The organism is Pseudomonas sp. WS 5078, from assembly GCF_012985745.1.
Taxonomy (GTDB): domain Bacteria; phylum Pseudomonadota; class Gammaproteobacteria; order Pseudomonadales; family Pseudomonadaceae; genus Aquipseudomonas; species Aquipseudomonas lundensis_A.
In genome coordinates this window covers 93,755-106,778 of record NZ_JAAQWX010000009.1, presented here as the reverse complement: position 1 = coordinate 106,778, position 13,024 = coordinate 93,755, and the positions used below count along the sequence as shown (strand labels likewise).

Annotated in this window: 10 protein-coding genes; 3 read left to right on the top strand and 7 right to left on the bottom strand. The window is 55.7% G+C overall.

The window, feature by feature from the left end; translation table 11 throughout:
* Position 1 precedes the first annotated feature (1 nt).
* Positions 2-1,126, bottom strand: coding sequence for a site-specific integrase (locus tag HBN68_RS13810; protein ID WP_169964776.1), 1,125 nt, complete (start codon positions 1,124-1,126; stop codon positions 2-4).
* 102 nt (positions 1,127-1,228) lie between these two features.
* Here HBN68_RS13810 and dusA point away from each other — a divergent pair, with 102 nt between their 5' ends.
* A complete protein-coding gene (gene dusA, locus HBN68_RS13805; RefSeq protein ID WP_169964774.1) occupies positions 1,229-2,239 on the top strand; it encodes a tRNA dihydrouridine(20/20a) synthase DusA in 1,011 nt (336 codons plus the stop codon).
* 60 nt (positions 2,240-2,299) lie between these two features.
* Here the strand turns inward: dusA and rssC are convergent, their stop codons facing one another.
* From rssC to HBN68_RS13790, 3 genes are all read right to left on the bottom strand, one after another.
* Positions 2,300-2,782 carry an anti-sigma factor antagonist RssC gene (gene rssC / locus HBN68_RS13800; RefSeq protein ID WP_094993973.1) on the bottom strand — a complete coding sequence of 161 codons (483 nt, stop codon included), beginning with the start codon at positions 2,780-2,782 and terminating at the stop codon, positions 2,300-2,302.
* Complete coding sequence (gene rssB / locus HBN68_RS13795; RefSeq protein WP_094993972.1) at positions 2,779-3,963, bottom strand: two-component system response regulator RssB; 1,185 nt, start codon at positions 3,961-3,963, stop codon at positions 2,779-2,781. Before rssB ends, rssC begins: the two co-directional genes overlap by 4 nt.
* A gap of 337 nt (positions 3,964-4,300) precedes the next feature.
* Positions 4,301-4,990, bottom strand: coding sequence for a VacJ family lipoprotein (locus tag HBN68_RS13790; RefSeq protein ID WP_169964772.1), 690 nt, complete (start codon positions 4,988-4,990; stop codon positions 4,301-4,303).
* 313 nt (positions 4,991-5,303) lie between these two features.
* Between HBN68_RS13790 and HBN68_RS13785 the strand changes: the two genes are divergently transcribed.
* Positions 5,304-5,567: a DUF4404 family protein gene (locus HBN68_RS13785; protein WP_094993970.1), complete on the top strand. Its 264-nt coding sequence runs from the start codon at positions 5,304-5,306 to the stop codon at positions 5,565-5,567.
* A gap of 76 nt (positions 5,568-5,643) precedes the next feature.
* Here HBN68_RS13785 and HBN68_RS13780 read toward each other — a convergent pair whose 3' ends face one another.
* The gene (locus tag HBN68_RS13780; protein WP_169964769.1) at positions 5,644-10,500 is read right to left on the bottom strand and encodes an NAD-glutamate dehydrogenase; all 4,857 of its coding nucleotides are present in this window, start codon (positions 10,498-10,500) and stop codon (positions 5,644-5,646) included.
* A gap of 509 nt (positions 10,501-11,009) precedes the next feature.
* Between HBN68_RS13780 and HBN68_RS13775 the strand changes: the two genes are divergently transcribed.
* Positions 11,010-11,381 carry a hypothetical protein gene (locus HBN68_RS13775; protein ID WP_169964767.1) on the top strand — a complete coding sequence of 124 codons (372 nt, stop codon included), beginning with the start codon at positions 11,010-11,012 and terminating at the stop codon, positions 11,379-11,381.
* Positions 11,382-11,399: 18 nt separating this feature from the next.
* Here HBN68_RS13775 and HBN68_RS13770 read toward each other — a convergent pair whose 3' ends face one another.
* Positions 11,400-12,230 (bottom strand): DMT family transporter, encoded by an 831-nt coding sequence (locus tag HBN68_RS13770; protein ID WP_169964940.1) that lies wholly within the window; start codon positions 12,228-12,230, stop codon positions 11,400-11,402.
* A gap of 32 nt (positions 12,231-12,262) precedes the next feature.
* Positions 12,263-13,024: an iron-containing redox enzyme family protein gene (locus HBN68_RS13765; protein WP_169964765.1), complete on the bottom strand. Its 762-nt coding sequence runs from the start codon at positions 13,022-13,024 to the stop codon at positions 12,263-12,265.

Here is a 13,024-nt window from a genome sequence, read left to right as displayed (position 1 = left end):
CTCACTTCAAGGTCCGGGCGCCCAAATTTACGGGCGCCTTCAGGACAACATCCAGCCACTGCCAGCCTGCATAGGCGTCACCCCTTCCCCGCAAATGCGTGTAACGGCGCATTGAATTCCAGTCCCGGTGCCCCGATACGCTGGCGACCCTGGGAATGTCCCAGTCCATTTCAAACAGTCGGCTGACGCCTTCGTGCCTCAGGTCGTGAAAATGCAGGTCCTCGATCCCCAAAAACTTGCAGGCGCGTGTCCAGGATGCGGATATGGACTCAGCGTTGTAGGGGAATATTTCCTCTACTGCTTTGGGCATTGTCTTAATGATGGCCATTGCTTCGGGTGGCAAATGGCACCAAACGTCGTTGCCAAGTTTCTGCCCGGGATTTTTCATGTCCCGCACCAGGACACGGTTGCCCTCTTCGTCCAGGTCAGACCACTTGATACGGGTGATCTCTTCTTGGCGGCGCGTGGAGAACATCGCGAACGCGGTCATCTTGAGCATGTTGATTGAACTGGGACGGTAGGCAAGGATGCCTTGGAAGTGTGTCAGCAGCTTGTCCAGCTCATCGAGTGTCGGGCGTCTGTCGCGTTCACGGCTGCGCATGTTGTAACCCAGCTTGCGCAATACCTTGCGGGCATCACCCATTGCGTGAGGATCAACCTGATAGCCCCATGCAGGGCGGGCGATGGATAGAACGGCGCCCAAGTGCGCCAAATCATTACCGGCTGTCTGCGGCAGCACACCGCCGCCTTCTGGTCCCATTCGCCAGACCGCATACTCGACCAGTATCTGGCAGTTCAAGTCCTGGTCATTTATCTGGCCCAAGTAGGATTCGCTGATCGCTTTGAGCGTGGCCAGCTTGGTTTTTCCCAGTGCACGGGCTTTTTCCATTTCGAGCACGTAGCGCTCGATCATTTCCTTGACCGTAACGCCTTCGCGGTTTGCCCGCTCAATCGCGCCGGGTTGGTCAAGTTCAGCTTCACGCTTTCGAATCCACGCTTGAGCCGTCTGTTTGCGGGTGAATGTCTGGCTCTCTTGGTAAACTTGCGCCCCATCACGGATCAGGCGTATTTGTGCCGTGTAACTGCTGCTGCCGTTGGTGCGTTTGCGTACTCTGATCGTGGCCATAGTCAACTGGTACAATTCGAAAATGAGATGGTACATTGTACCAGCGACCTTCGAAAAACGCCCTAAAACCCCCTAAAACACGCTTAAAACACGTAGAGCAAAATGGTACAGAAATCAGCTACACCCCACGTAAACACAGGCTCTGCGGTGTCCAGACGCTTTAGCGTGGCCCCTATGATGGATTGGACTGATCGTCATTGCCGCTTCTTCTTGCGACTGCTTTCCAAAAACGCCCTGCTCTACACTGAAATGGTCACTACCGGTGCACTGTTACACGGCGATGCTGAGCGTTTTCTCCGGCATGACGTGTCCGAGCATCCGCTGGCATTGCAACTGGGGGGAAGCACGGCTGCCGATCTGGCAGCATGCGCACGTCTGGCGCAAGACGCCGGTTACGATGAAGTGAACTTAAATGTCGGCTGCCCGAGTGATCGGGTGCAAAATAATATGATTGGCGCATGCTTGATGGCACATCCCGCGCTGGTGGCTGATTGCGTCAAAGCCATGCGCGATGCGGTGTCTATTCCCGTGACGGTCAAGCACCGCATCGGTATTAATGGGCGCGACAGTTATGCTCAGCTGTGTGATTTTGTCGGGACGGTGAACGATGCGGGATGCGAAAGTTTTACGGTACACGCTCGAATCGCGATTCTTGAAGGGCTGTCACCCAAGGAAAATCGGGATATCCCTCCCTTGCGCTACGACGTCGCAGCACAGCTGAAGTCAGACTTCCCTGACCTCGAAATCATTCTTAATGGCGGGATAAAAACGCTTGAGCAATGCCAAGAGCATTTGCAGGTTTTTGATGGCGTAATGCTGGGGCGCGAGGCTTATCACAACCCCTATATTCTTGCCGGTGTCGATCAGCAGTTATTTGGTAGTGAGGCGCCAATCGTTACCCGCGCTGAGGCATTAGCGTTGTTGCGGCCTTATATTGCGCAGCATTTGGCTGCAGGGGGAGCTATGCATCACGTTACCCGGCATATCCTGGGGCTTGGGCAAGGTTTCCCGGGGGCTCGACGCTTTCGCCAGTTGCTCTCAGTGGATATTCATAAGGCCGAGGATCCGCTGGCACTGCTGGATCAAGCCGGGGAGCTGCTGGAAGGACGCTAACGCCACGACGAAAAAGGAGCCACCCCGCTACAGGATGGCTCCTTTGTTCGTACGGTTGATTCAGCTGCGCTCGAGCGCATTCACCAGATCATGGAAAGCTTCATGATTGGAGTCATTAAGGCTCATGAGGATTTTATGCGCCTCCAGCACTTTGACCCGTACGATTTCTTCCGACTGATCCTGTGAAGGCAGATCTGTCAGGCACTCAGGACAGGGCAAGGGCGTGCCCACGATATTGAAAACCTGATCAAAGCCCATGGATTGCAACAGACGGGTAATGTCTTCGTGGGTAGTCACGACAGTGGGCAACAAGCCGACTTTCTGCCGGGAAAGGATCGACAATTTCGCCAGCAGCCCCAGCGTAGTGCTATCAATGCTGCGCGTTTCGGTCAGATCGATCACGATGGCGGAAAAGTTCAACGCCGTGAAAATTTTCTCAATCGTTGCATCCAGTGCCGAACACAAGGTCAGGCGCACTTCACCTACAAACTTCAGGACGAAAGTGCCATCCTGTTCGGCGAACTGAATTCTACCGGTACTCATTTCAGATTCCTGCTTAACACCAACAAGGCGATATCATCCGGCATCTCCCCGAGCGTAGCTAAACCAAACACTTGGCGCAGACCTTCCAGGCTGCCACCCGCTGCTTTCACCAATTGTGGCAAGGCAGCTTCTTTTTCTTTGAGCGTCTGCTCAGTCAAAAGATCCAAAATTCCGTCAGACATCAGCGTCAGGCTGAATCTGTCAGGCAGCTTGAGCGTGTGATCTTCATAGGTGGCTTCATTGAACAAGCCTACCGGTAAACCGCGGCCTTCCAGATAACTGACACTGTCAGGCGTGTACAAAACCGGCAAGGGCAGATGCCCGCCAATGCTGTAGGTCAGCAGGCCGCTCTCTTCATCGATGACCCCGCCGACCATGGTCACATGCTTGCCAAGCTTGCAGTTGATCAGACCACGGTTGATATGCCCCAGCACCTCCGAAGGTTTGAACTCAGGCAGTGTACCGCTACGCCTGGATTCAAACAGCAAGCGCGTGGTCATGAATTTGAGCAGGACCGTCACGAAAGCCGAAGACGCCCCATGACCTGAAACGTCAGCCAAGTAAAACGCCACGCGGCGCTCGTCCACCCTGAAGTAATCAACAAAGTCGCCCGACAAATACAAGGACGGAATGATCTGGTGCGCAAAATCAAACGCATCAATGGACCAGGGACTGACGGGCAGCATATTCATCTGCACCTGTCGGCCTGCATTCTGATCCTCCTGCAACAAGTGCAGACTGGCCTCTAACTCGCGATTGGCGGATTCGAGCTTCTCACGGTAACGCTGGTTTTCTACTAACAAACGCGCACGATCAAGGGCGCGATGAACAGAATGCTCAAGCACTGCCAAGTCTTCGAGAGGCTTGATCAGGTAGTCGGCAGCGCCCAAGCGTAACGCCTCGACCACGTCACTCATGACCCCTGCGCCCGAAATAACGATCACCGGAGTCACGGGAGACTGAAGTGTCACTTGGCGAATCAGCTCAAGGCCACCCATTTGCGGCATGCGCAAATCACAGATGACCAAATCGGGCCGTTCGCTCTCGAACACCTGAAGTCCCTGCAAGCCATTACTGGCCTGGAGAACGCTGAATCCGCTGTCTTCCAGATAAGCCGCCAGACTGGCGCGTACGACGTCGTCGTCATCAATGATCAGCAGCGTGGCACTGGTTTTTTGCATGTGGGCAAATGGCGCCAGAATTAGGTTGGCATTAAACACGCACTGAGCGGGTTCAACGACTGAATGTACTTTGAAACACCTGGAACTGGTATTCAGTATTGCTCAGTTCTACAAAGGTGCTCGCGTAAGGCGCAGACGGTACTCCCATCCGCGGGGGGTTTCAAGCTCGGCCCGAAGCTGGGGGACGGAGCTTCATAAGAGAAATTCCCCACAGTTATAAGAACCTGCGCCGAGCTGACTAAAAGCATGGTCGGTCACGTTTGATTCGTGCTCATAAACGCCCTGAAAACAAAAAAGAGCCCCGAAGGGCTCTTTTGCGCAAGCGGTAGCAAACGGTTTAAAAATCGTCTTCTACCTGACCATCCTTAACCTTGAACTCGCGGTTTTGCAGGTAAGCATTGCGGATAAACACATACTTATCGCCCGTGATCAGCTTTTCCGCCGAGAGCAAGCTAGCGCGGGTATCGATCACGTCCATGCCGATCGCCATGTTGCGCGCCGGGATGTCATTCATGTAACGGTAGGGAGCGGCGTAAGTGTCCGGGTAGATAGCGACCGCATCACGTACGGTGCTTGGGCCAAGCAACGGCAGCACCACGTAGGGACCACTTGGAACCCCCCAGCGACCCAGCGTCTGACCGAAGTCTTCTTCGTTGCGCTGCAGGCCCATTTTGGTGCCTACATCAAAGAAGCCACCCACGCCGATGATGGTGTTCATCAACACACGTGCCGTGTCCACGCCCGCTGCGTGTGGCTTGGCCTGCAACACATCGTTGGCCAGGTTACGCACGTCACCGATGTTGCGGTACATGTTGTGAATGCCGTCCTCAAGGAACTGAGGCGTGATGTACTGGTAGCCCTGAGCAATTGGCTTCAAGGCATAGGTATCAATCGTGTCGTTGAACTTGAAAATGACACGGTTAACGCCTTCCCATGGGTCATCTTCGGTAGCCGCGTGAGCGGTAAATGGCAGCATTGCCACACCTGCACACAGACACAATTGAGCCAAACGATCATTCCAGCGCATAGCAAAAAACTCCTAAGCAGCACTTACACTCGGGCGCTATGCCCTGGTTTTGGGCGTTAGTATAACGAGAAATGTCAAACAGGCAGCCCCCTTAAATACACAACATGCAATCTATTCACGCCCGGCGGGCTCAAGTCATCACGATTAACGCCTGATGCCTGGGTGCGGCAGGTGGCAGAACGCATGACTTTTCACAAAAATGAGATGGATCATGCCAATTCAACATGAGTGGATTACTCTAAAGGCCCGCTTGATCGACCTTTTGTTCATTGCGAAGGTCTATCTCACAGCCTCTCAATAAAGGATGAACGTTATGCCTGCTCGCGAACTGCAAAAACAACTCGACACCCTGCGCGCGCAACTGGACCAAAATTCGCCCTTGTCTTTAAAGGAACGGGAAGAGCTGGATGACCTGGCGCAGAAAATCGATGCTCAAATCAAACTTGAGACAGCCACGCAAGACAACAGCCTCGCAGACAGCGTTAATCTGGCTGTAGAACGCTTTGAGGTGGAACACCCGGCCCTGGCCGGCACATTGCGCAATATTGTCCAGACACTCGGCAACATTGGCATCTAAACGGTCGCCGCCCCTAAAAGAAAATAAAAAAGCCCCGACTCAAATGAGCCGGGGCTTTTTTTTACCGCGCTGACCCTCAGATCGCGGTTTGACCACTCATGGCCAAGTCCAGCAATTCACGGTTAGCGACGGCATACATCGCATAGTCATTACCCGTTGCGGCACGCAAATCCACCAGCATGGCGCGCCAGCGTTCAACCATGGCCTGGTTCTGTTCCAGCCACAGCGCCAGACGCGCCTCGATGCTCTCCCCGGCATCGGTCATTTGCAGGACCGAGACCGTGATCGCCCGCTGCTGCCAGTCGATATCGTCGCGGAAGGCTTCACGGGCCAGCGCCTGCCAGTTGTTTTCCACCGGCAGGTTGCTGATTTGCTGCAAATACCAGGTCAGGTCCAGCGCACTGCCTACAGCGAAATACGCCTTGGCCACGTCCACCGCGTTCTGCCCGGTCACATCCGAGGCTTCAATGATGGGCAGCAAGGTATACAAGTGCGTTGTGCCCGCCACCATGCGTGCCAGCAACTCCGGCACACCCGCCTCGACATACGCCTGGTAGCGCGTTTGCCAGCCTTCACGGGTCGGGCCTTCCAGCAGTTCGTCGAGCTTGAGGCCCAATGCCGCCAGATGCGGACCGAAGTGCGCCACATCCCGCGCGGCGTCCAGCTCATTGCGGCGGCTGCGCAGGAACCAGCGCGTGGCGCGACGTCCCAGACGCATCAGTTCATCCATCAAGGCCAGCTGAATTTCGGCCGGCACCTGATAGTCCAGCGCCTCGATCTGACGGAACCAGTGCGGGAGGTGGAAAATGTCACGCACGATCACGTAAGCACCGGCCACATTGGCTGCGCTCATGCCGGTCGACTCCTTGAGCCGCTCAACAAAAGTAATGCCCATGTGGTTGACCAGATCGTTGGCGATCTGCGTGCTGACGATTTCACGCTTCAAGCGATGACGACGCATCGCTTCGGCGAACTTGCTGACCAGCATCGGCGGGAACGCAGTTTCCATGTCGCGGGTCAGGTACGCGTCATCCGGCACCTGGGAGTTGAGCAGCGCCTCTTTGAGGTCAATCTTGCTGTAGGAAATCAGCACCGACAGCTCGGCACGGGTCAGGCCATGACCTGCCGCCACACGCTCGTTAAGCTGCTCTTCAGACGGCAGGAACTCGATGGCACGGTCCAACTTGCCACGCGCTTCTAGGTCGTTCATCAGGCGCTTGTACTCGGCAATTCGCTCATAAGCACGGCGCGCCGCCAACGAAATGGCCTGCGTCTGCTTGTAGTTGTTGCCCAGCACCAAAGCGCCCACTTCATCGGTCATGCTGCCCAACAGCTGGTTACGCTGCTTCTCGGTCATATCACCAGCCTGCACCACTTCGTTGAGCAGGATCTTGATATTCACTTCATGGTCAGAGCAGTCAACACCGCCGGCGTTGTCAATGAAGTCGGTGTTGGTCGCACCGCCATTGAGGCCGAATTCCACACGCCCCAGTTGCGTCATGCCGAGGTTGCCGCCCTCTCCCACCACCTTGCAGCGCAACTCGTTACCGTTGACTCGCAGTGCATCGTTAGCCTTATCGCCAACATCTGCATGACTTTCACTGCTGGCTTTGACGTAAGTACCGATGCCGCCGTTCCACAACAGATCTACCGGCGCCTTGAGCAAGGCGTTAAGCAACTCGGTCGGGGTCAGCTTGTCAGCCGTGATTGCAAAACGCTCTTTCATTTCCGGGGAAATGGCGATGCTTTTTGCGCTACGCGAGAAAATGCCGCCACCGGCCGACATGATGCTCGTGTCGTAGTCTGACCAGGCCGAACGCGGCAAGTCGAACAGGCGCTTGCGCTCCGCGAAGCTGTTGGCAGGCTCCGGATTTGGATCGATAAAGATATGCAAGTGGTTGAACGCAGCCACCAGTTGCAGCTTGTCGGACATCAACAAACCATTGCCGAATACGTCACCGGCCATATCGCCGATACCGACTACGCTGATGCTGTCTTCCTGAACGTTGATCCCGCGCTCTTTGAAGTGGCGCTGCACACCGACCCAGGCGCCTTTGGCGGTAATGCCCATCTTCTTGTGGTCATAACCGGCCGAACCGCCCGAGGCGAATGCGTCACCCAGCCAGAAGCCATAGTCAATGGCGATGCCGTTGGCGATGTCGGAGAAGGTCGCGGTGCCTTTGTCCGCAGCCACCACCAGGTACGGGTCGTCCTCATCGTGACGAACGACGTTCAATGGCGGCACCAGTGCGCCGTCCTTGAGGTTGTCGGTGATGTCCAGCAAACCGGAAATAAAAATCCGGTAGCAGGCAATCGCTTCCGCCTGAATCTCGTCGCGGCCGCCGCCCAATGGCAAACGACGAGGAACGAAACCGCCCTTGGCACCCACCGGCACGATGACCGAGTTCTTCACCTGCTGGGCCTTGACCAACCCCAGCACTTCAGTGCGGAAGTCCTCTTCTCGGTCCGACCAGCGCAAACCGCCGCGCGCCACGTTGCCGAAGCGCAAATGCACGCCTTCCACTCGCGGCGAATAGACGAATATTTCAAACTTGGGCACCGGTTTTGGCAACTCGGGAATCAGGTGCGGATTGAACTTGAAGCTGAAATACGAACGGTTTTGCCCGTTGGCATCCGGCTGGTAGAAGTTGGTACGCAACGTCGCTTTGATCAGGTCCAGATAGCGGCGCAGGATGCGGTCTTCATTGAGCACCTGAACATCGTCCAGAGCCGTCAAAATTGCCTGTTCCAAGCGTTGCTGCTTGTCTTCAAGGTCTTCAGCGGTGAGCTTGCGCGCTAAGTAAAAACGCGTCTTGAACAACCGGGTCAATTCACGGGCGATGTCGGTGTGGTTGTTCAACGTACTGGCGATGTAGCCCAGATCGAAGCCCAGACGGATTTGCTTCAAGTAACGGGCGTAGGCACGTAGCAGCGCCACATCGCGCCATGGCAGACCGGCGGTCAGCACCAGACGGTTAAACGCATCGTTTTCTGCATCACCACTGACGATGTGCACAAACGCATCTTGCAGGGTGTCGTTAAGTTGCTGGATGTCCAGGTTCAAGCCTTCGCCCGCGGTAAAGGCGAAATCGTGGATCCAGAACTCGCGACCGTTGGCGTGGCGCAGGCGATACGGAAACTCACCCAACACGCGCAAACCGAGGTTTTCCAGAATCGGCAACACATCCGACAGGGCCAGCGGCGTGTCGGCGTGATAAAGCTTGCAATGCAATTCCTGACCGGCGCTCTGCCCCAGCGGCTGGTAGAAGCTCATGACCAGCGGGTTTTGCTCGTTCAGGCTCATCAGGTGCTGCATGTCGACCACGGCCGAGTGCGCAGCAAAACGTTCGCGGTAGCCCGCCGGGAAGCCTTTCGGGAAGTCGCTCAGTACTTTGGTGCCGTTGGCCTCACCGAAACTTTCAACCACCAGGCTCGCGTAATCGTCTTGCCAGCTACGGCAGGCCTGAATGACTTCTTTTTCCAGCAGTAACGGGTCGATATCGATGCGATTTTTCGGGTCAACCCGCAAGATCAACTGAACGCGTGCCAGCACAGACTCCGAGAAGAATGTCCAGAACTCGCAGTCCGACGCTTGCAGGCGATCCATCAGTACTTGCTGGATTTTCTGCCGTACTTCGGTGGAGTAGACATCGCGCGGCACATACGCCAGGCAATAGCAGAAACGTCCGTACGGATCTTTGCGCAGGAACACGCGAATCTTGTTGCGCTCCTGAATTTGCACAATCGACATCACGGTACTGAACAGTTCGTCGACCGGGGTCTGGAACAGGTCATCGCGGGGCAGCACTTCCACCACCTGCGCCAGTTCCTTGCCCAGGTGCGCCTTGGGCTGGAAGCCGGAGCGGCGTTCAATTTCAGCCACTTTGCGGCGGATGTACGGAATTTCACGCACGCTCTCGCCATACACCGACGAGGTGTAAAGGCCCATGAAGCGGCATTCTTTCAACACCTTGCCGTCAGCATCGATCTGGCGGATCGACACATAATCCGGGTAAGCAGGACGGTGCACACGGCTTGGATGGGCCGCCTTGGCGAACGACAACAAGGTCGGTTCACGCAGGTAACTGACGGCATAGTCTTCGATGCGCAGGTCTTCGGGGGTCAGCCCGGCGCGCAGCAGCTTGGTAAGACCGAGGAAAGAAGCCGGGTCATATTCGATATGGCCACCGTCCGCTTCATCGCGCACCACGAACTCTTCGTAGCCCAGGAACGTGAAGTGGTTGCCCACCAGCCATTCCAGAAAACTCTTGATCTCGGCTTTCTCATCAGCCGCAACGGCGTACTGGCAACTGTCGATGCTCGCCAGCAACTCCTGAACCTTGGCCTTCATTGGCTCAAAGTCAGCCACAGCAATACGCACTTCACCCAGAACCTGTTCCAGTTCCTTGCTCAGCACATTCAATTCAGCGGTATTGGAGCAGCGATCAATCTCCAGATACATCAGCGACTCTTGGGAAACACCCTCGCCCTGCGTACCCTTTGGCAGGATTTCCAGCAACTCGCCCTTACTGCCCCGACGAACGCTCAGCACAGTGGTTTGCAGCGTGTGAATGCTGTAACCGCGTCGGTTGAGCTCGGTGCGTACCGAGTCCACCAGAAACGGCAGATCGTGATGCAGCACTTCGACGGCAGTGTGCGTCGATTGCCAGCCGTGGCGTTCGTAATCCGGGTTGTAGACCCGCACTTGAGGTTGGCCCGGGTCAAAACGTTCGAGCAGGCGCCAGGCCGACAGCGTACAGCCGGCAAGGTCGGACATGCGACGTTGAGTGAGTTCATCCAGAGAAATGATGCCGAAGAATTGCTCGGCGAACAGCGCCACTTGTGGCAGTGCCTGTTCACTGATGTGCTGCGCCAGTGCCGCTTGCAGTTGATGCTGGAAGTCGGCCTTGCTGGCTGCGGTGAAGAACGCCATCTGTGGTACTCCGCTTGGGCTTGTTATTGAGAGACGCGTCGCGTGCTATTCCCGTAGGGGGAGTTGCCCATGCTGAGCAAGGTTTGGTGTGGCAACCGCCCTCAATGCTCAGCATGACAGGGAAGTGAAGCTGGCCGCGACCCGGGGGTCACATTCACATTCCGGGAGGGGTATCTACAAAAACGACTGCCCGATCAGCGGGCTGTGTCTTTAGAGATAGCTATCCTGGATGCAGCTTAACGAGAGGCATGCCCGAGATACTTGCGATGCGGCGACATATTCAGTCATCGGGACGTAACCGCAGGTGCTACCCATATTCAACCCTAGCACTGGAGAGCAAAAAATCTTCACAGAAAAAACCGATTTACTGACGTCAGGTTCTGAAATGACTGACATCACAATTCGCTTCAGTTGGCTGTTTCAGCATTCAAACCTGCAAAAACGTGCGCGGGCTGGCAAACTTGCTGTTTTGATTGCTCTGCAGGCGCCCACGCGTCAGGAATAAGCCCATGAAAATCACAGCCCCCCACCTGCTTGCCTACCCGTGCGACGACGAAGAGGAAAACCTCGCCACGGTATGCTGCCACAGCACGCAGGGCGACATGTTCCTGATGAGCCGCTATCCGGATGAAGATGAGCTGGAGATCTCGCTGGGGGACAACGATCCGTCCTCACTTGAAGGGGTCAAGGTCACCCTGAGCGCTGGCCGCCTGCTGATTGAAGTGGCAGCCGATGACATTGACGCATTCAATGGCGAAGATCACCTTGAAATCTTTTTTGACGAAAATTTAACGGACACCATTGAACTTGAGCAGACCCTCACGCTCATTCTCGACGGCACAGGCACCTACGTCAGCGAACTTGACGTCGCGAAAACTTAAGCAGCAATGCGTGCCTGATCAGGCAGCCCGCCGCATCGCAAACACGCTGCCCAAGACAATCGCCATGCCGATCAAGACCCCGCCTGATACCGTGTTGCCCAGCAACACGGCAGCCATCAACATGGCGACGGGCGGCACCAGGTACATCACGCACACCGAACGACTCACCTCGGTGTGGGCCAGCACATAGGCCCACAGTAGATAGGCCAATGCGCTGGGGAAGACTCCCAGCACCAACACGGCGAGGTTGACCCTGACAGACGCGGCCCTCACTTCTGCGATCAGGCCCGGTGCGTAGACGCCTAAAAGCAGGGTCCCGGCCCAAATCGTGTAGCAGACGATGGTCAACGGGCTATAGCGGCTGGAATAGTGCTTTTGCAGCGCGAAATAAATGCTCCAGGACAACGCAGCCAGCAGTATCAGCAACCCCTGAGGGCGGAAACCACCCAGCCCCTTGTCACCCCAAATGACAACCAGCGCACCCAGCAGGCCCGTACCCACCCAGCACCAGCGCCAGGCACTGACTGACTCTTTGAGCCATATTGCCGCAATCAACGTACTGAAAATCGGCGTTGACTGCGCCAGCACGCTGGATGCGCCAGGGCTGACCCAACGCTGGCCGGTGTTCAAGGCCACATGGTGAATCACAATCGCAAACAGCCCCAACACCGTGAGCCACGGCGCATCACGCAGGCGAGGCAAACCGATGCCGCGGACCAGCGTAACCACGGCCATGAACAGTGAAGCCACCAAAAAGCGCAGCAAGGCCAAGTGACCGGGGGTATAGCTTTGCAGGCCTATATGAATACCGATGGGCGAATAAGCCCAGCACATCACCACCCCCGCCATCGCTGCAAGCAATGCAGGTGATGTCGCCGCGTTCAAGCGCGCACCGCAGCCGCCGGGATATCGCCCATGGCAACGGCGATGCCCTGCCAATAACGCTCAGTAATAGAGAGAAACCGATTAAATCCCTGGCACAACCCGGAGAAATCTTCTTCGGTGCAACATTCGATGGCTGCGGCTTCAACCGCCTGAACTTTATGTTCTTTTTCTGCGTCGCCAATATGGATATGAAAATATTCACACTGCTCATGAAACTCATCATTGTCTGTATACAAATATTGATAGTTTCTCGCCCCTTCATATAAACGCGTCAACATGGAATACGCCAACCATTCTTGAGCCAAGAGCGCCCCTAATACGTGAGGTTCAGAACGCCCTAGCCCCTGCGGTGCATATAAAGCATCTTGTTCATCAATAAACAACCGGGTGGACGACAACAGAGGACCGCTTTCAAGTTCTTGCAACGAATAAGGCCGTTTGGCCAAGCGGCTCAACAAATCGAGCAAATAGCCTTGCAACAGCACACTGTGCGCTTTGTGCACATCCCCGCCGCCCAACTCCGAGTAGAGGTTTTTGACGATTTCAACCCGTGCGTGCAGGGTTTTGGCCCGTAGCAGCGACAAGGCCACCATCGTCGCTGTCCGCCGGGTACGGGCCCAATAATTACGGGCAAACACTTCAACTTCATCAAACGTCAGGGTTTCGTTGAGCCAACGCGTATAAAAGTCATTATTGAGTGCACCGTGTGTAAACACGGTCCGTGCCAATGCCTCGACGTTTGTTTTTGTAATCTTCAT

Coding starts and splice junctions, on each gene's coding strand:
- HBN68_RS13785 (WP_094993970.1), top strand. CDS start 5,304: ATGCCTGCTCGCGAACTGCAAAAACAACTCGACACCCTGCGCGCGCAA.
- rssC (WP_094993973.1), bottom strand. CDS start 2,782: ATGAGTACCGGTAGAATTCAGTTCGCCGAACAGGATGGCACTTTCGTC.
- HBN68_RS13780 (WP_169964769.1), bottom strand. CDS start 10,500: ATGGCGTTCTTCACCGCAGCCAGCAAGGCCGACTTCCAGCATCAACTG.
- dusA (WP_169964774.1), top strand. CDS start 1,229: ATGGTACAGAAATCAGCTACACCCCACGTAAACACAGGCTCTGCGGTG.
- rssB (WP_094993972.1), bottom strand. CDS start 3,963: ATGCAAAAAACCAGTGCCACGCTGCTGATCATTGATGACGACGACGTC.
- HBN68_RS13770 (WP_169964940.1), bottom strand. CDS start 12,230: ATGGCGGGGGTGGTGATGTGCTGGGCTTATTCGCCCATCGGTATTCAT.
- HBN68_RS13790 (WP_169964772.1), bottom strand. CDS start 4,990: ATGCGCTGGAATGATCGTTTGGCTCAATTGTGTCTGTGTGCAGGTGTG.
- HBN68_RS13765 (WP_169964765.1), bottom strand. CDS start 13,024: ATGAAGATTACAAAAACAAACGTCGAGGCATTGGCACGGACCGTGTTT.
- HBN68_RS13810 (WP_169964776.1), bottom strand. CDS start 1,126: ATGGCCACGATCAGAGTACGCAAACGCACCAACGGCAGCAGCAGTTAC.
- HBN68_RS13775 (WP_169964767.1), top strand. CDS start 11,010: ATGAAAATCACAGCCCCCCACCTGCTTGCCTACCCGTGCGACGACGAA.